General features: G+C 65.0%; 17 protein-coding genes. 9 read left to right on the forward strand and 8 right to left on the reverse strand.

The features are described 5' to 3' along the window. On the reverse strand, nt 1–188 hold a 188-nt coding region (locus tag WBQ44_RS04210), incomplete at its 3' end, for an SdpI family protein (protein WP_495565499.1). A gap of 90 nt (nt 189–278) precedes the next feature. Here WBQ44_RS04210 and leuS point away from each other — a divergent pair. Both leuS and WBQ44_RS04220 read left to right on the forward strand, forming a co-directional pair. Beyond that, complete coding sequence (gene leuS / locus WBQ44_RS04215; RefSeq protein ID WP_495565482.1) at nt 279–3,101, forward strand: leucine--tRNA ligase; 2,823 nt, start codon at nt 279–281, stop codon at nt 3,099–3,101. A 169-nt stretch (nt 3,102–3,270) separates the two neighbouring features. Continuing rightward, entirely contained in the window at nt 3,271–4,527 is a 1,257-nt protein-coding gene (locus WBQ44_RS04220) for a lipase family protein (RefSeq protein WP_495565483.1), read from the forward strand. A 93-nt stretch (nt 4,528–4,620) separates the two neighbouring features. Here WBQ44_RS04220 and WBQ44_RS04225 read toward each other — a convergent pair whose 3' ends face one another. The 3 genes from WBQ44_RS04225 to WBQ44_RS04235 form a co-directional block, all read right to left on the reverse strand. Continuing rightward, on the reverse strand, nt 4,621–5,313 hold the full coding sequence (locus WBQ44_RS04225; RefSeq protein ID WP_495565484.1) for a thioesterase domain-containing protein: 693 nt from the start codon (nt 5,311–5,313) through the stop codon (nt 4,621–4,623). Between the two features lie 488 nt (nt 5,314–5,801). Continuing rightward, nucleotides 5,802–6,128 carry a branched-chain amino acid transporter permease gene (locus tag WBQ44_RS04230; protein WP_495565485.1) on the reverse strand — a complete coding sequence of 109 codons (327 nt, stop codon included), beginning with the start codon at nt 6,126–6,128 and terminating at the stop codon, nt 5,802–5,804. Next, on the reverse strand, nt 6,121–6,795 hold the full coding sequence (locus tag WBQ44_RS04235) for an AzlC family ABC transporter permease (RefSeq protein ID WP_495565486.1): 675 nt from the start codon (nt 6,793–6,795) through the stop codon (nt 6,121–6,123). The genes WBQ44_RS04230 and WBQ44_RS04235 overlap by 8 nt, the downstream gene beginning before the upstream one ends. 71 nt (nt 6,796–6,866) lie before the next feature. Here WBQ44_RS04235 and WBQ44_RS04240 point away from each other — a divergent pair, with 71 nt between their 5' ends. After that, nucleotides 6,867–7,319, forward strand: a complete 453-nt coding sequence (locus WBQ44_RS04240) for an Lrp/AsnC family transcriptional regulator (RefSeq protein ID WP_495565487.1) — start codon at nt 6,867–6,869, stop codon at nt 7,317–7,319. A 19-nt stretch (nt 7,320–7,338) separates the two neighbouring features. Here the strand turns inward: WBQ44_RS04240 and WBQ44_RS04245 are convergent, their stop codons facing one another. After that, nucleotides 7,339–8,565, reverse strand: a complete 1,227-nt coding sequence (locus tag WBQ44_RS04245; RefSeq protein WP_495565488.1) for a glutaminase — start codon at nt 8,563–8,565, stop codon at nt 7,339–7,341. Nucleotides 8,566–8,601: 36 nt separating this feature from the next. Here WBQ44_RS04245 and WBQ44_RS04250 point away from each other — a divergent pair, with 36 nt between their 5' ends. The 5 genes from WBQ44_RS04250 (at nt 8,602) to WBQ44_RS04270 (ending at nt 13,477) form a co-directional block, all read left to right on the forward strand. Further along, nucleotides 8,602–9,399 (forward strand): helix-turn-helix domain-containing protein, encoded by a 798-nt coding sequence (locus WBQ44_RS04250; protein WP_495565489.1) that lies wholly within the window; start codon nt 8,602–8,604, stop codon nt 9,397–9,399. A gap of 187 nt (nt 9,400–9,586) precedes the next feature. Beyond that, nucleotides 9,587–10,612: an iron-siderophore ABC transporter substrate-binding protein gene (locus WBQ44_RS04255; RefSeq protein WP_495565490.1), complete on the forward strand. Its 1,026-nt coding sequence runs from the start codon at nt 9,587–9,589 to the stop codon at nt 10,610–10,612. A gap of 32 nt (nt 10,613–10,644) precedes the next feature. Continuing rightward, nucleotides 10,645–11,628: a FecCD family ABC transporter permease gene (locus WBQ44_RS04260; RefSeq protein ID WP_495565491.1), complete on the forward strand. Its 984-nt coding sequence runs from the start codon at nt 10,645–10,647 to the stop codon at nt 11,626–11,628. 41 nt (nt 11,629–11,669) lie between these two features. Next, entirely contained in the window at nt 11,670–12,683 is a 1,014-nt protein-coding gene (locus WBQ44_RS04265; protein WP_495565500.1) for a FecCD family ABC transporter permease, read from the forward strand. Beyond that, nucleotides 12,680–13,477: an ABC transporter ATP-binding protein gene (locus tag WBQ44_RS04270; protein ID WP_495565492.1), complete on the forward strand. Its 798-nt coding sequence runs from the start codon at nt 12,680–12,682 to the stop codon at nt 13,475–13,477. The genes WBQ44_RS04265 and WBQ44_RS04270 overlap by 4 nt, the downstream gene beginning before the upstream one ends. 68 nt (nt 13,478–13,545) lie before the next feature. Here WBQ44_RS04270 and WBQ44_RS04275 read toward each other — a convergent pair whose 3' ends face one another. The 3 genes from WBQ44_RS04275 to WBQ44_RS04285 are packed head-to-tail and all read right to left on the reverse strand — an operon-like array spanning nt 13,546 to nt 15,219. Further along, nucleotides 13,546–13,971 carry a pyridoxamine 5'-phosphate oxidase family protein gene (locus WBQ44_RS04275; RefSeq protein ID WP_495565493.1) on the reverse strand — a complete coding sequence of 142 codons (426 nt, stop codon included), beginning with the start codon at nt 13,969–13,971 and terminating at the stop codon, nt 13,546–13,548. A 24-nt stretch (nt 13,972–13,995) separates the two neighbouring features. After that, nucleotides 13,996–14,673 carry an SDR family oxidoreductase gene (locus tag WBQ44_RS04280; RefSeq protein ID WP_495565494.1) on the reverse strand — a complete coding sequence of 226 codons (678 nt, stop codon included), beginning with the start codon at nt 14,671–14,673 and terminating at the stop codon, nt 13,996–13,998. Nucleotides 14,674–14,694: 21 nt separating this feature from the next. Further along, entirely contained in the window at nt 14,695–15,219 is a 525-nt protein-coding gene (locus WBQ44_RS04285) for a DinB family protein (protein ID WP_495565495.1), read from the reverse strand. 118 nt (nt 15,220–15,337) lie between these two features. Here WBQ44_RS04285 and ggh point away from each other — a divergent pair, with 118 nt between their 5' ends. Further along, nucleotides 15,338–16,675 carry a glucosylglycerate hydrolase gene (gene ggh / locus WBQ44_RS04290; RefSeq protein WP_495565496.1) on the forward strand — a complete coding sequence of 446 codons (1,338 nt, stop codon included), beginning with the start codon at nt 15,338–15,340 and terminating at the stop codon, nt 16,673–16,675. The last annotated feature ends 3 nt before the right edge of the window (nt 16,676–16,678 follow it).

Below are 16,678 nucleotides of genomic sequence, written 5' to 3' on the forward strand. Positions count from 1 at the left end.
GCTCCGCCGATGCCGAGCAGCACAGCAGATGCGGCAGTGGTCGGTCCGGCGACCTTGTTGGCGAGGGCGAAGGTCTCGTCGTCGCGCATCGACTCGGCGGTCCGCACGCCGGCCCAGCGATTGCGGGGCAGCCGACCGGACAGGCTCGCAGCGGCGACGGCGCCTACGACGACTGCGAGTACGAACATCACTATCGACACGACGATCACGCAGTCGAGAATACGTCTACTACAGGCCGAAGTACCAGGCGGCCCAGCTCACGCTTTACGCTGGTGAGTGTGACCGATCCAGTTCAGACGCCGTCCGAGTCCGTCCCCGAGCACCGCTATACCGCGGATGTGGCGGGACGCATCGAGCAGCAGTGGCAAGACCTGTGGGACGAGCAGGGCATCTTCGATGCGCCGAATCCCGTGGGTCCGCTGAAGGGTGACGTCCCCAAAGACAAGCTCTTCGTTCAGGACATGTTTCCCTACCCGTCGGGCAGCGGCTTGCACGTCGGACACCCCCTCGGCTACATCGCGACGGACGTCTTCGCGCGTTTTCACCGGATGCACGGCCGCAACGTGCTGCATGCCCTCGGTTACGACGCCTTCGGCCTGCCCGCCGAGCAGTACGCAGTGCAGACGGGTACGCACCCGCGCAGCACCACCGAGGCGAACATCGCCAACATGCGTCGGCAGCTGCGTCGGCTGGGTCTCGGTCACGATCGGCGGCGGTCGCTGGCGACGACGGATGTCGACTTCTATCATTGGACGCAGTGGATCTTTCTGCAGATCTTCAACTCCTGGTACGACGTCGACAAGGCAAAGGCGCGTCCGATCTCGGAACTCGAGGCGGAATTCGCCGACGGTTCTCGCGCGCTCGACGACGGACGCGACTGGGCTTCGTTGACGGCGTCGGAGCGCGCCGGTGTGCTGGACTCCTTCCGCCTGGTCTACGAATCGAACTCGATGGTCAACTGGTGCCCCGGGCTCGGCACGGTGTTGGCCAACGAAGAAGTCACCGCGGACGGCCGGAGCGATCGCGGCAACTTCCCGGTCTTTCGTAAGAACCTGCGGCAGTGGATGATGCGCATCACCGCGTACTCGGACCGGCTGATCGACGACCTCGAATACCTGGATTGGCCGGACAAGGTCAAGACCATGCAGCGCAACTGGATCGGCCGATCGCGCGGAGCGCAGGTGTCGTTCTCCGGTATCGACGTCTTCACGACACGTCCGGACACGTTGTTCGGAGCCACCTACGTGGTTCTCGCTCCGGAGCACGATCTGGTTGATTCCCTCGTCGCCTCCGAGTGGCCCTCCGACGTTCCTGCCGTATGGACCGGCGGAGCCGCGACGCCCGCGGAAGCCGTTGCGGCATACCGCGCGTCGATCGCCGCGAAGTCCGACCTCGAACGCCAGGAGAACAAGGAGAAGACCGGCGTCTTCACCGGCTCCTACGCTGCCAATCCCGTCAACGGCGAGCAGGTTCCGGTGTTCATCGCCGACTACGTACTCACCGGCTACGGCACCGGCGCCATCATGGCCGTTCCCGGTCACGACCAACGCGACTGGGAATTCGCCACCAAGTTCGAGCTGCCCATTCGCGAGGTCATCTCCGGGGGCGGCGTCACCGAAGCGGCATACGTCGGCGACGGTGAGTTGGTCAATTCCGGTTTCCTCGATGGTCTCTCGGTCGACGACGCCAAGGCTGCGGTCGTCTCGAAGCTGGAGGAGGACGGCAAGGGCAAGGGCACCATCAACTACAAGTTGCGCGACTGGCTGTTCGCGCGGCAGCGATACTGGGGCGAGCCGTTCCCGATCGTCTACGACGCCGACGGTAATGCTCATGCACTGCCGGATTCGGTTCTGCCGGTACAGCTCCCGGAGGTCGAGGACTACGCACCCGTGTCCTTCGATCCCGACGACGCCGACTCGGAACCGTCACCGCCGTTGGCCAAGGCCACCGACTGGGTCGACGTCGAACTCGACCTGGGCGACGGCCTGCAGACCTACCACCGCGACACCAACGTCATGCCGCAGTGGGCCGGTAGCTCCTGGTATCAGCTGCGCTACATCGACCCGACCAACACCGAGACGTTCGCCGACCCCGAGAACGAGAAGTACTGGGTCGGACCACGTCCCGAGATCCATGGCCCCAACGACCCCGGCGGCGTCGACCTGTACGTCGGCGGCGTCGAACATGCGGTTCTGCACCTGCTGTACTCACGGTTCTGGCACAAGGTGCTCTTCGATCTGGGTCATGTCAGCTCCAGTGAGCCGTATCGCCGCCTGTACAACCAGGGCTACATCCAGGCGTATGCCTTCACCGACGCGCGCGGCGTGTACGTGCCGGCCGACGAGGTGGAAGAACGTGACGGCTCGTGGTTCTACCAAGGCGAACCCGTCAATCGTGAGTACGGGAAGATGGGCAAAAGCCTCAAGAACTCCGTGTCCCCCGACGAAATCTTCGCCGAGTACGGCGCCGACACCCTGCGCGTGTACGAGATGTCGATGGGACCGCTCGACACCTCGCGGCCGTGGGCGACCAAGGACGTCGTCGGCGCGCAGCGATTCCTGCAGCGGGTGTGGCGACTGGTCCTCGACGAGGAGACCGGCGAGGTGCGCGTCACCGACGAGAAGCCGACCGAGGACACCCTGCGCGTCCTCAACCGAGTCATCGACGGCGTCGAAGCGGATTACACTGCGCTGCGCGACAATACGGCCGGAGCCAAGCTCATCGAGCTGACCAATCACCTCACCAAGGCCTACCCCGACGGTGCCCCCCGCGGTGTCGTCGAGCCGCTGGTACTGATGCTCGCGCCCATGGCTCCGCACCTGTGTGAGGAACTGTGGAAGCGTCTCGGCCACGACCGTTCGCTCGCGCACGGCCCGTTCCCGCGGGTGGATTCGAAGTGGCTCGTCGCCGACACCGTCGACTACCCGATTCAGGTCAACGGCAAGGTACGCAGCCGCGTCACCGTCCCTACCGATGCAGGCAAGGACGACGTCGAGAAAACGGCTCTCGCGGACGAGAAGATCGTCGCGCTGTTGGACGGCAAGGCCCCGACCAAGGTCATCGTCATCCCGGGGCGCATGGTCAACATTGTCCTGAAGTAGGCGGCTTCGCCGCCCGTGTGCGGAAAACGTGATGCGGCTTCGCCGCCCGTGTGCGAAAAACGTGGTGGGAACAGCACTTCGTAGACACGGGGGCGGCGGGCCACCCATAGAGGGTGAAATCTGCGCGGTCTCGGTGTGCGACCGTGCCGGGTGCGCTTTACTTCGTGCCATGTCACGAGGATTTGCTGTACGGGTGGTAGCAGCAGTCGCGCTCTCGGTCGGACTGTGCAGCGGTTCGGTTGCGCAGGCGGACCCGGGCCCCGGCTCACCGATACCTGCGAACGACCCGTTCTACAGCTATGACGGGTCGCTCGCAGTCGCTCCCGGCACGGTGCTTCGGTCGAGGCCGATGGAGTTTCGGACCCCGACGCAGTCGACACCGATCACCGGTAGTCAAGTGCTCTACCGGACCACCGATCAGCAGGGCGGCGGCGTCGTGACTGTTGCGACGGTGCTGCGGCCGCTCGTTCCCGGGCCGACGCGGCTTGTGTCCTATCACATGGCGTACGACGCACTTGGGTCTCAGTGCGACCCGTCGTACACGCTCAGCGGCGGCTCGACCAGCGGAATCGCAGGGGCCGAGCAGGTGGTCATCGCGGGCTACCTGGCAGCCGGCTACACCGTCGTCGTACCGGACTACGAGGGCGAAGACCTCGAGTGGACCATCGGCAGGCAATCGGGGTACGCGGCCCTGGACGGCGTTCGCGCTGCGCAATCGTTCCTGCAGCTGCCGTCGAGCACACCCGTCGGGATGATCGGCTACTCCGGTGGATCGGTACCGACACAGTGGGGAGCCGAAGTTGCGCCCGACTACGCGCCCGAGCTGAACCTCGTCGGGGTTGCGGCGGGCGGGCTACCCGTCGACCTGGCACACAATCTGCCGTACGTGAGCGGAAGCGCCCAGTGGGCCGGCGTGATCCCCGCCCTCATCGTCGCCTATCAGCGCGCCTACGGCCTCGACATCGACGATTTCATCTCCGACTACGGCTTACAGGTCATCGACCAGGTCGATCAGGAATGCATCGCTCAATTCGCCGACGACTATCCGACGCTGACCGACGCCTCGATGGTCAGCGCCCCGTACACGTCGCTCCTCGATGTTCCCGAAGTGGTTGCCGCGATCGACGACAACATCATGGGCAGCCAGGGCACACCGAGGACGCCGATGTTTCTCGCCGTCGGGCATGCAGATCCGATCGGCGACACCATCATGATCACCGACGACGTGGTCGGGCTCGCTCACGAATATTGTGGGCGCGGCGTCGATGTTCAGTACTCGCAGTACGACGGCCTGACCCACGGAGAAGCATTCCCGCCCTTCGAAGCTCAGGGCTTGCAATTCTTGACCGAGCGATTCGCGAACCTATCAACGCACAGCAACTGCGCCACGATCCCGCCGGGCAACAGCTTGGCGCCCACGCCGTAATGCGGCTTCGCCGCCCGTGTGCGATGCGGCTTCGCCGCCCGTGTGCCAAAAACGTGGTGGGAACAGCACTTCGTAGACACGGGGGTCGAAGGCTCAGACCAGCCGGTTGACGAGCTTCCCGACGACAGCGAGATCGGCGGTGTCGGGGACGGTGTACTTGACGACGTCGCCGCTGACGAATGCGTGCCAGGCCGGGCCGGTGTCGGCGTCTGCGGCGGAGACCACGAAGGCGGTGCCGACGAAGACTCCCGGGAAGTGTCCGCGGGCCAGTTGTTCGTTGTGACCGGCGACAGCCAGCAGTTCCTCGGCGCGGCTGCGGTCGATGACGTCGCCCATTCTTTCCAGCAGTTCGTGTTGTGGGTCGGTCGATCGGTGGACTGGGTCGGCGTCGACGAGCACGAGGCTGTCGACGCTGGTGCCGCGCCGCTGCAGCTCGACGGCGATGGCGTGGGCGAGCAGGCCGCCGAAGGCCGACCCGAGAAGATGGATGGAACGGCCGGCACCGATGGCGAGGATGTCGTCGGCATACTGCGATGCGAGAGCCACCAGAGTCGCGGGTCGACCGCCGGCCGCCTGCACGCCGTACACCGGGCGGTCCTCGTCGAACTGTTCGACGAGCTCTGCGTAGCAGCTGGTCAATCCTTCGATCGGATGGACGCAGAACGTCGGCGACTGTGTGCCCGTCTCTCGAATCGGCACGATGACCGGGGCTGCGTACGCGGTGACCGTGTTGCTGCCGACGAGGCCCGTGAAGTCCGTGTTCGAGTAGTCGTTCACAACAGTCATGCCGGGCCTCCGAAGCTCGAGTCGTAATGCAGACGCGGCGCGCTCCGCCCGTCAGTGTTCGCTCGACGAGTATGTCGCGCGTTCAACCAGATATGTTGCCTACGTCACAACTTTGTGATCATTCAGTGTTCATACCGTTCCCCGCCACAATTCATCCGGCCAGGCATTCTTCGTTCCCCGAGCCCGCACTTATGCAGACGACACGCCAGGAATCGTCTGCACAAGTGCGATGCGGACAGCTCCGCTTGACCGGTTTGTCGGTAGGGGATGGCAACTCGAGCGCCCGAAGCTATTTCCACAGCGAGGGCAACGGCAAGTCGCGTCATGTGGCGACCGCGTCGAGGCAGTTCCGAGGTGTTCCAACCTCTCGGCTCCCGGCGGCGTGAATCGATAAGCCGGCACGGCCACAGCTTCGATGTCGATTGCAGATCCGTACTTGTGCAGTCGAAACGTGCTTGAACGCCTGCAAAAAATGCGAATCCGAACCCTCAGAAAACCCAGTTCGCCAGGACGACGCAGGTGCCGGTGCCGACGAGGATGCTCAGCGCGATGTTGCGACGCCAGAGGTGCGTGCCGACGGTGGCGGCGACGCCGGCGAGTTGGGGGATGCCGTGTGCGGAGCTGCCGAGGTCGATGGAGGTCAGGGCGTAGACGGCCAGGATGGCGACGGCGCCGAGGGGCATCCAGCGTGCGAGCGAGTCGAGCAGTGCGGAGTCGCGGAGCGATGAGCGCACGACGAACGGAATTGCTCTGAGGGAGAACGTGATCGCAACGGCGACGGCCAGCGCGGCGGCAACGTACCCGAGGTCAACCACGACGGTGCCTGACCAGCAGCGCGGCGGTGAACACGCACATCGACACGACCAGCATCGAGCCCGGTGCGAGGGCGTATCCGATCACTCCGGACCCGACGGCGAGCAACAGTGTGACCCTGTTGGGGTTTTCGCGGTAGACGTCGAGGAACAGCACGAGAAACAGTGCGGTGAGGACGAAGTCGAGCCCTTCGAGCCCGGCCAGCAGGGAGCTGCCGACTCCGGCGCCGACGAGCGATCCGACCATCCACGACGAATGCAGCCCGAACTGTGTCCACAGGATGTGTCCGCTGCGCATCCGTGCGGACGCGAGGGCGAATGCTTCGTCGCAGAGCGCAAAGATGCTGTACAGCTTCGCGAATCGGCCTTCGACTCGGTGCAGCGGGAAGGACAGACCGTAGAACAGGTGCCGGGAGTTGACCAGCAGGGTGGTCATTGCAATGGCAGCGATCGGTGCCGACGCAGCGAGTAGTCCGACCAGGATGAATTCGACGGATCCTGCGAACATGACGCCGGACATGACGGGTGCGAGCCACCACGGGAGATCGTGTGCGGTGACGATGACACCGAATCCGATTCCGAGAACGAACAATCCGAGCCAGACGACGCCCGCTGATCGGGCGGCGGCACGGAGCGGCGTACGAACCGGTGTGGTGGCTAGCGTGGTCATACGGCAAGGATAGGAAATCAGTCGAGCGTTTTTGTTGCCGCATCTTGTGCAACTTGCGAGTAGCGAGCAATATGTGGGAGGTGGATGCGATCGATGAGCACATCTTGTTGCTTTTGCAGGAGAACGGCCGGCTGAGCAATCAGGACCTGGCCGCGCAGGTGGGCCTTACGCCGGCACCGTGTCTACGACGCGTCCGCAAGTTGGAAGAGGACGGCGTCATCACCGGCTACTCCGCGCTCGTCGACCGAACCCGGATGGGCCGCGGTTTCGAAGTCATCATTCACGCCGATCTCGTGGCCAAGGATTTCCGCACGGTGGCGGCGTTCGAGGAGCGAATGGCCGGTATGGCCGAGGTCGCGGAACTCCGTCGCATGTTCGGCATCCCCGATTACTTCCTGCGCGTTCGCGTCGCCGACCTCGCCGCATTCGAGAAATGGTTGACGACCCAGCTGATGGGCGATCCGGCGATAGCCCGGGTGGATTCGCGCATCACGATGAAGATCATCAAGACCGACGCACCCTGACCAGGTCGGCGAGTGGCGGTCAGCGGATGGCGGGGAAGGTTCCGTCGCCGAGGTCGGGTGTGGGCAGAACACCGTCGGGGTCGACGAGCGCGACCGCCCGTCCGTCGAATACCAGTCTGCGCATTCCTTCGAGCACCATGCGTCGGCCGACGTCGCTGAATCGGTCGACGCGGGAGACGTCGACGACCACCGGGCTCGAGCCGCGGTCCTTGGCCAGACCGTCGAGGACGTTCTCGGCTCCGGTGAAGTGGATGACACCCTGCAGTTCGACCACCAGCTCGTCGTCGACAACGCGGATGTCGCGCAGCACGGAGGATCCGTAGGGTTCGGCTTCCATCAGGTGTAGGCCCATGTCGTCGGAGAGTCGCTCGAATACTTTGACGCCGCGCACGCTGTTGCCGTGGCTGTCGAGTCGCGGTGAGAAGACGCTGACGCCCGCTTGCCCCGGCAGGGCGCCGAGGAGCCCGCCCGCAACTCCGCTTTTCGCGGGTATCCCGACGGTGGTGAGCCAGTGTCCTGCTGCGTCGTACATGCCGGCGCCTGCCATGACCGAAAGTGTCTGCCTGGCAACAGCTCTGGATACGACGCGCTGGCCGGTGACCGGGTGCACGCCGGCGTTGGCGAGCGTCGCACCCATCACTGCCAGGTCACGGACGGTGATGTTGATCGAACACTGTTTGGTGTATCCCTCCACCACGGACGGAGCGTCGTCGTTGATGATGCCGTAGTTGCGCAGCATGTGAGCGATGGCGAGGTTGCGATCCGCGGTGGCGAGCTCGGACGTGCACACCGACTCATCGATCGATAGAGTGCGCCCGGCCAGCGCCCCGAAGAAATCCAGAGCCCGGGAGACTCGCTCGTCGACGTTGCTGCCCAGCAGTGAGTGGGTGGCGATGGCGCCTGCGTTGATCATCGGGTTCTTCGGGCGGCGGGTCTCGCCTTCGAGGGACAGTTCGTTGAACGCCTCACCCGACGGTTCGACCCCGACCGTGCCGGCGACGGCGTCGAAACCCAGGTCGGTGAGGGCCGCGGCGTAGGCGAACGGCTTGGAGATGGACTGGATGGAGAATTCGACCTCGTCGTCTCCGACGGAATGGGTCCGGCCTCCGGCTGTGGTGAGTGCGATGGCGAAGACGTCCGGGTTCGCGTTCTTCAGGTCGGGGATGTAGTCGGCGACGGCTCCGTCGGTGTCGGCGGCCAGCGCGTCGAGGACTTCCTGCAGGTAATCGGGTACCGGGGACTTCACGGCCAGAATCTAGCACCGCCCGGTAGGTTCGTTGCCGTGACCGCATCGCACGCTGCCCGCGCGGACGTCGATACTCGCACTCTGCCGCGGTACGCCGCGGGCGAGATCGACGTGCCGTTCGTCATCGGCGGTGTGTACGAGGTCATGACGCGCGATACGCATTGGGAGGAGCATTCGCACCCCACCCACGAGTTGTTGTGGAACGAGCGGGGCGTGTCGACGGCGACGGTGGGTTCGCGTACGTGGACGATCACCTCGTCGACGGGGCTGTGGATTCCGGCGGGAATGCCCCACACGGGGTGGATGCCCGCGGGCACGTGGTCCAGAGCGGCGCAATTCAGGGTGGACGATGCGCCACTGATCGCGGACGGCCCTGTTGCAGTGGATGTTTCACCGATGCTGCGGCTCCTGCTCGATCGATTGAAGGTTGACGGCCTGTCCCCGAGTTCGCGGGCGACGACGGAGGCGATGGTGCTCGACGTTCTCTCGCCCGCGGCGCACGAGCTGGCTGTCCGCATTCCCGATTCGCTGCGGTTGGCGCCGATCGTCGCCGCGATTCTCGCCGATCCGGCGGACACGACGACCCTCGAGGCGTGGTCGAAGCGTCTGAGGCTGAGTGCTCGCACGATCACGCGACTGTTCCAGGACGAGACGGGTGTCGGTTTTGCCCGCTGGGTGGCGACGGCTCGGGTGCAGCGCGCCATCGCACTGATGGCCCACGGCGAGAGCATCGACGACGTCGCTCTTGCGGTCGGCTTCAGATCTGCCAGCGCCTTCGGAACTGCCTTCCGGCGCATCACCGGGACGACGCCAGGGCGCTTCAAGGCTTTGTGATGCAGGTCATTATTTGTCCGTTTCGCTGAAGAAACAGTCGCTTTTGATCGATTGCAAACAGTTGAGCCGTCCACTAACTTGACGAAGGTAAACCTTGCCTATGTAATCGTTCGAGCACCGACACGGCGCAAGAACCGTTCTGCCACAACATCACTTCGGTGTTGTCGCGCCGAAACCGAAGGAACCCATGTCTCACGTGTCACGGTTCGCCGTACTCTCCGCCGCGGCGGTATTGACCGTCGGCCTCGCAGCTTGCTCGTCCTCGTCGACATCGGACGAGAGCCAGACCGATGGCGACTGGACACCCGTCACCATCGAACACGCACTCGGAACGACGACCATCGAGACCAAGCCCGAGCGCGTGGCGACCGTCAACTGGGCCAACCAGGAAGTGCCTCTCGCACTGGGCATCGTGCCGGTAGGGATGGCAGCGGCCAACTTCGGTGACGACGACGGTGACGGCATCCTCCCCTGGGTGGACGCAAAGCTCGACGAGCTCGGCGGCGAAGCACCCGTGCTGTTCGACGAGACCGACGGCGTCGACTTCGAGGCAGTGGCCGACACCGACCCCGACGTCATCCTCGCCGCGTACTCCGGGCTCGACCAGGAGACGTACGACCAGCTCAGCGAGATCGCTCCCGTCGTGGCATACCCCGAGACCGCATGGGGAACGCCGTGGCGCGACATGATCTCCGTCAGCAGCGAAGCCCTGGGCATGGCGGAGGAAGGCCGGCAGCTCATCGCCGACCTCGATGCGCAGATCGACGAGTCCGTCGCGAATCACCCAGGCATGGCAGGCAAGTCGGTGATGTTCCTGACGCACGTCGACACCACCAACCTCAGCGAGGTCAGCTTCTACACCACGCACGACACCCGCACGATGTTCTTCGAGGACCTGGGAATGGTGACGCCGCCGAGCGTGGAAACCGCGTCCGCGGCCACCGACAAGTTCAGTCTGAAGCAGAGTGCCGAGCAGGCGGACGCGTTCGGTGACGTGGACATCATCGTCACCTACGGCGGGGACGAGCTGGTCAGCGCACTCGAGGCGGATCCGCTGCTGTCGCAGATGCCTGCTGTCCGCAACGACGCCATCGTGGCGCTCCCGAGCGACGGCCCCATCGGCACCGCGTCGAACCCGACGCCCCTTTCCATCTCGTGGGTGCTCGACGACTACCTGGATCTCCTCGACCAGGCGGCCGCGCCATCGCAGTAGCAACTGCTCCCGACACGAGGAGTCCGGCCTGGGTGCGCTCGGTCGGACTCCTCGTGCTCTGCGGTGTGCTGGTGGCTCTGGTGTTTCTGTCGATCACCATCGGATCTCGCACCGTCGGCTGGGACGACATCCTGGCGGCGCTCGGTGGGTCGACCGAGGGCTTCGATCAGGCTGCCGTGGCAACGAGGCTCCCCCGAACCGTGTTGGCGATTCTCGCGGGCGCGGCTCTCGCCGTGTCTGGCGCCGTCCTGCAAGGGGTGACGCGCAACCCTCTCGCAGATCCCGGAATCCTCGGCATCACCATGGGCTCCTCGCTCGCCGTCGTCAGCGGCATGACGTTCTTCGGTCTCGCTGCCGCGACGAGCTTCGTCTGGGTCGCCATCTTCGGGGCCGCAGTCGCCGCCGCGTTCGTCTACGCCGTCGGATCTCTCGGCCGGGGTGGAGCGACGCCGCTCAAGCTGGCGCTTGCCGGTGCCGCGACGTCGGCTGCATTGGTGTCGTTCGTCGCCGCGATCGCTCTGCCCCGCAGCGACCTCGCCGAGGGCATCCAGGCATGGCAGATCGGCGGTGTCGGCGGCGCCGTGTTCGACCGCATCGGCATGGTGCTGCCGTTTCTGCTCGTCGGGTTCGCGATCAGTCTGTTGTCAGCGCGAGGCCTCAATTCCCTTGCCCTCGGCGACGAGCTCGCGGCCGGTCTCGGTGAGCGCGTCGCCGTCGTCAGGGCCGCAGCGTTCGTCGGTGCGGTGGTTCTGTGTGGTGCCGTCACCGCGGTGACCGGGCCGATCGCCTTCGTCGGACTCGTTGTGCCGCATCTCTGTCGGCTCATCGTCGGTGTCGACCATCGCTGGCTTCTCCCCTATTCCGCGCTCGGCGGCGCGGCCCTGCTCACCGCTGCCGACGTGGTCGGTCGCATCGTTGCGCGCCCGGCGGAGATCGACGTCGGCATCGTGACCGCGCTCATCGGCGCACCGTTCTTCATTTACATCGTGCGGCGCCAGAAAGTAGCAGACCTGTGACGCTGACCTCCGCTCTCGAGGCCCAGACTTCGACGGTCGAGATGGTCGCTCGCGGTCGTGCTCGACGCTCCGCACGACGTCGGACGGTCATGCTCGTACTCGTCGCCCTGATCGTCGTCGGCTTCGCGATCACGCTGATGTTCGGCCGCACCTTCTACCCGCCGGGGGACGTGCTTGGAGTGCTGATCGGGCAGGAGGCGGGAGGGGCCACATACACAGTCGGCCGCCTGCGCCTGCCTCGCGCCGTGCTCGCGATCACGGCGGGTCTGTGTCTGGGCATCGGCGGCGTCACGTTTCAAACGATGCTGCGCAACCCTCTCGCCAGCCCCGACATCATCGGTATCAGCGCAGGCGCAAGTGCCGCAGCAGCATTCGCCATCGTCACCCTGGGATTGGGCGCCACCCAGGTGTCGATCTTCGCCATCGTCAGCGGCCTGGTCGTCGCACTGCTCATCTACGTTCTGTCGTTCAAGGACGGCGTCGTCGGCACCCGCTTGATCCTTATCGGCATCGCCATCGCAGCCATGCTCGACAGCGTCACCGCCTACATCCTTTCGCGGGCCGCGCAGTGGGATCTGCAAGAAGCGTCACGTTGGCTCACCGGCAGTATCAACGGAACCACCTGGACGGCAGTCGTTCCCGTCCTCATCGCACTGGTCGTCCTGACGCCCGTGCTGCTGTCTCAGAGCCGCAATCTCGCCGTCACCCAGCTCGGCGACGACATGGCCCCTGCACTTGGCGTTCGCGTCGGCCGCACGCGCCTCATCGTGATCATCGCCGCCGTAGGACTCATAGCGTTCGCGACGGCCGCCGCCGGACCGATCGCCTTCGTTGCCTTCCTGTCCGGCCCGATCGCCGCCAGAATCGTCGGGTCGTCGGGGTCGCTGTTGATCCCGGCAGCGCTCGTCGGTGCACTACTGGTACTGGTCGCGGACTTCGTCGGTCAGTACGCGCTCGGAACGAGATACCCCGTCGGCGTCGTCACCGGAGTCCTCGGCGCGCCGTACCTCATTTACCTGATCGTCCGCTCCAACCGCGTCGGAGGCTCACTGTGACCACGACCCACTCGCTCGAGATCGAGGAGTTGACGCTCGGATACGGGGACCGCACGGTCATCGACCGTCTCGACCTGTCGGTCCCTCCGGGCAAGATCACCTCGATCGTCGGCGCCAACGCATGCGGCAAATCGACTCTTCTGCGGTCTATGTCGCGGCTCCTCAAACCGAAACACGGGCACGTCCTGCTCGACGGCAAAGACGTGCACCAGCTGCCCGCAAAAGCGTTGGCCCGCACCCTCGGGCTCTTGCCGCAGTCGCCGATCGCCCCCGAAGGCATCACCGTCAGCGACCTCGTGGGCCGCGGACGGCACCCCCACCAGGGCATGTTCTCGCGCTGGAGCAGAGACGACGACATCGCCGTCGCGGACGCACTGGACCTGACGCAGACGGCTATGCTCGCCGATCGAGCCGTCGACGAACTCTCCGGCGGCCAGCGTCAACGGGTGTGGATCGCGATGGCGCTGGCCCAGCACACCGACCTGCTGCTGCTCGACGAGCCGACCACCTTCCTCGACGTCAGCCATCAGGTCGAAGTGCTCGATCTGCTCACCGACCTCAACCGCACCCGCGGCACCACGATCGTCATGGTGCTGCACGATCTCAACCTCGCCGCGCGGTACTCCGATCATCTGATCGCATTGACGGAGGGGCACATTCACGCCGCAGGTGAACCGAGCGCGGTGCTGACCGAAGACTGCGTGCGCGCAGTCTTCGGCCTCGACAACAGAGTCATCGTCGATCCGACATCGGGCAAGCCGTTGATGCTGCCGCTGGGGCGGCACCACGTGTAGGCGTCTCCGCCGCCCGTGTGCGTTAAGTGTTGTTGGAGCAGCATTTTGTGCACACCGGTGCGGAGCGCCTACACAGCTCCCATGTCCGCGGACAGCCAGTGCTTCGGCTCGAGGTAGAACACGACGTTTTCTTCGAGCTGACTGTTTGCGAACTGGAGGTAGCCCTCGACCTTGTCCGGGGCCAGGTACCGCGCTGTCATTTCGTGCAGTTGCTCCTGGGTGCCTGCTTCTTCGCGGATCACCGGGCCGTCGATGGAGACGTAACGAACGGTGGGTTCGGCGCGGTCGACCATCAGGCTGAAAGTGCTTGCGGCGCGGATCAGCTCGGCCTTCTTGGACGTTTTGCCCGTGAGCACCCAGGCTTCGCCGCCCGGTGTGTACTGGTACCAGATCGGCACGGTCAGCGGGCCGCGGTCGTCGCCGGCGAACACCGACAGCGCAGCGATGTGCGGCTCGGACAGGAATTCTTCTCGTTCGGCTTTCGACAGTGGCATGTGGCAAGCCTAAGACTCGGGGGGTCAGCGAGAAATCGGTTTCAGCACGATTTCCGTTGGATGTGCGTCGGCAGGAGTGTCGATGGCGTTGCGGACAGCGAGAGCGACGGTGTTCGCGTCGAGAAAGTGTGACGCGTCGTACTGCTTGCCCTCGTGCTCCACGATGGCCCGCTGCATGTCGGTGTCGATGCGGCCGGGGTGAACCGAGGTCACCCGCAACGTCGGCTCCTCCTGACGCAACGCATCGCCGAACGCCCGCAGTGCGAACTTCGACGCCGCGTAGCCTCCCCACCCGGGGTTCGCTCGCAGTCCGGCACCGGAATTGATCAACACCACATGCCCACCCGCGCTCCGAAGCGCAGGCAGAAGAGCTTTGGTGAGCGCGACGACGGCGATGACGTTGCTCTCGTACTGTGCACGCCACTCCTCGATCGACGATTCCACGACACTTCCGAGCGCCGCGACGCCCGCGTTGTGCACCAGAACGTCCAGCGAATCGATGGAACCGGCCGCGGCCACCACCGCCTCGTGATCCCGAAGATCAACCGGCCACGGCGTCGCACCCGGCAGGTCCGACGCGATGGAGGCCAGCGACTCGGCCGATCGTCCTCCGAGATAGACGTGGTGGTCGGGCGCGAGCTGCCGCGCGATCGCCGCACCCAGTCCCCTACTCGCGCCCGTCACCAACGCTGTGGCAGTCATACCTCCAACTTAACCAACACGTCACTCCCAACTCATTCCCGCCTGCGCTGCCATCCGCATCGTCGTGTTCCCACCGTCGAGCGATTCACGGATGATGTCGGCGTGGCCGGCATGCTGGGCAATTTCACGCAGGATGTGCAGCAGCGTGAAGCGGGCTGATTGCCAAGTGCGCTCCGGGGCCCACGGCGCCGTCGGAAGCGGAACCTGAGCGTCGAGGTCCATGTCGGCGACGGCGGCTTCGGTTGCACGCGCAACGTCCGAGTATTCGGCGAGCAGGCCGGTGACGGTCTGTCCCTCGCTCATTACGTATTCGGTGCCCATACGCGACATGTCGAACCGAGCGTCCTCGTCCATGTCTTCGATGACCTTGATCCAACTGCGTTCGTTGCTGATGACGTGATGAAGCAGTCCGCCGAGAGTGAGGTCGCTGACCGTGGTCCGCAGTTGTGCCTGCTCATCGGTGATGCCCTCGACGGTGTAGAGGAAGTTCGTGCGCTGGTCCGCGAACATCCGAAGGATGTCTGCTTTTTCGCCGGTGAGTGTCATGACGGTCCTTTCGTTGCTGTTGTGAGTAGACGGTAAGTGCAATTGCGGACAGGTTGCGTCCTCGTTGACAACGGTGGTTCGAAAGGCGAAATCGGCGTCGTGGTCTCACACTGGAGCAATGGGCGACCGTGGATTCACTTCGACGCAGTTGGCCGGGCGGGCTGCGTACCTTCTGCGCGGCAACGATCTGGGCACGATGACGAGTGCTGCGCCGCGGCTGTATCCGCATATGTGGAGTTGGGATGCGGCGTTCGTGTCGGTGGGATTGGCTCCGCTGAGCGTGGAGCGGGCGGTGGTCGAACTCGACACGTTGCTGTCGGCGCAGTGGAAGAACGGCATGATTCCGCACATCGTGTTCGCCAATGGGGTCGACGGCTACTTCCCCGGTCCGGCCAGGTGGGAGACCAGCGCGTTGGCCGTGCACGCACCGACCGGGCCGCAGACTTCGGGCATCACGCAGCCACCCGTTCACGCGATCGCCGTGCAGCGGATCCTCGACCATTCCCGTCGGCACGGACGTACGACGCGTGCCGTGGCCGAAGAGTTTCTGGATCGTCGCTGGGAGAATCTCGTTCGCTGGCACCGGTGGCTGGCGGAGGCGCGGGATGTCGACGGCAGTGGCCGCATCACCCTGTATCACGGGTGGGAATCGGGGATGGACAATTCGCCGCGGTGGGATGCGTCGTATCGCAATGTCGTTGCCGGGGTCATGCCGCCGTACGAGCGCAAGGACGATGCCGTCATCACCGATCCGACGCAGCGGCCGAGCAACGACGAGTACGACCGCTACATCTGGCTGGTCGAGGAGATGAAGCAGGCCGGGTACGACGACACTGCCTTGGCGCAGAAGATGAGCTTCGCGGTCGAGGACGTGTTCGTCAGTGCGATCTTCGCGATGGCGTGCGACGTGCTTGCCACGATCGGTGAGGAACATTCGAAGCCGCACTCCGACGTTCGCGAACTGCGTGGGTGGGCCGAGAAGTTTCGCAAGGGCGTCGTTGCGACGACCAACGAAAGGTCCGGCGCAGCGCGCGATTACGACCTGCGGGCGCGAAAGTGGATCACCACCGACACCATCGCGATGTTCGCTCCCCTGCTGTGCGGCGGGTTGCCGCGCGAGCAGGAACGCACCCTTCTCCGCACCTTCGAGGGCACCCGGTTCTGCGGCCACCCCGACCTGAAATATGCGGTACCGCCGTCGACCTCGCCGGTGTCGCGCGATTTCCGGGCTCGCGAATACTGGCGCGGTCCCGTGTGGCCGGTTATTACTTGGTTGTTCTCGTGGGCGTTCGCCAGACGGGGCTGGGCCGAGCGTTCGCTGGATCTCCGCGAAGAAGGGTTGCGTCAAGCCGCCGACGGTTCTTTCGCCGAGTACTACGAGCCGTTCACCGGTGAGCCGCTGGGCAGCATGCAGCAATCATGGACCGCCGCAGCGGTTCTCGACTGGTTGGGTTGAAAC

The organism is Rhodococcus sp. (in: high G+C Gram-positive bacteria), assembly GCF_049591685.1.
Taxonomy (GTDB): Bacteria; Actinomycetota; Actinomycetes; order Mycobacteriales; family Mycobacteriaceae; genus Rhodococcoides.

Bases quoted from the DNA above. Each gene is read 5' to 3' on its own strand.
- WBQ44_RS04275 (WP_495565493.1), bottom strand. From the start codon at position 13,971: ATGCCACTGTCGAAAGCCGAACGAGAAGAATTCCTGTCCGAGCCGCAC.
- WBQ44_RS04280 (WP_495565494.1), bottom strand. From the start codon at position 14,673: ATGACTGCCACAGCGTTGGTGACGGGCGCGAGTAGGGGACTGGGTGCG.
- WBQ44_RS04235 (WP_495565486.1), bottom strand. From the start codon at position 6,795: ATGACCACGCTAGCCACCACACCGGTTCGTACGCCGCTCCGTGCCGCC.
- WBQ44_RS04240 (WP_495565487.1), top strand. From the start codon at position 6,867: ATGTGGGAGGTGGATGCGATCGATGAGCACATCTTGTTGCTTTTGCAG.
- ggh (WP_495565496.1), top strand. From the start codon at position 15,338: ATGGGCGACCGTGGATTCACTTCGACGCAGTTGGCCGGGCGGGCTGCG.
- WBQ44_RS04220 (WP_495565483.1), top strand. From the start codon at position 3,271: ATGTCACGAGGATTTGCTGTACGGGTGGTAGCAGCAGTCGCGCTCTCG.
- WBQ44_RS04225 (WP_495565484.1), bottom strand. From the start codon at position 5,313: ATGACTGTTGTGAACGACTACTCGAACACGGACTTCACGGGCCTCGTC.
- WBQ44_RS04285 (WP_495565495.1), bottom strand. From the start codon at position 15,219: ATGACACTCACCGGCGAAAAAGCAGACATCCTTCGGATGTTCGCGGAC.
- WBQ44_RS04265 (WP_495565500.1), top strand. From the start codon at position 11,670: ATGGTCGCTCGCGGTCGTGCTCGACGCTCCGCACGACGTCGGACGGTC.
- WBQ44_RS04255 (WP_495565490.1), top strand. From the start codon at position 9,587: ATGTCTCACGTGTCACGGTTCGCCGTACTCTCCGCCGCGGCGGTATTG.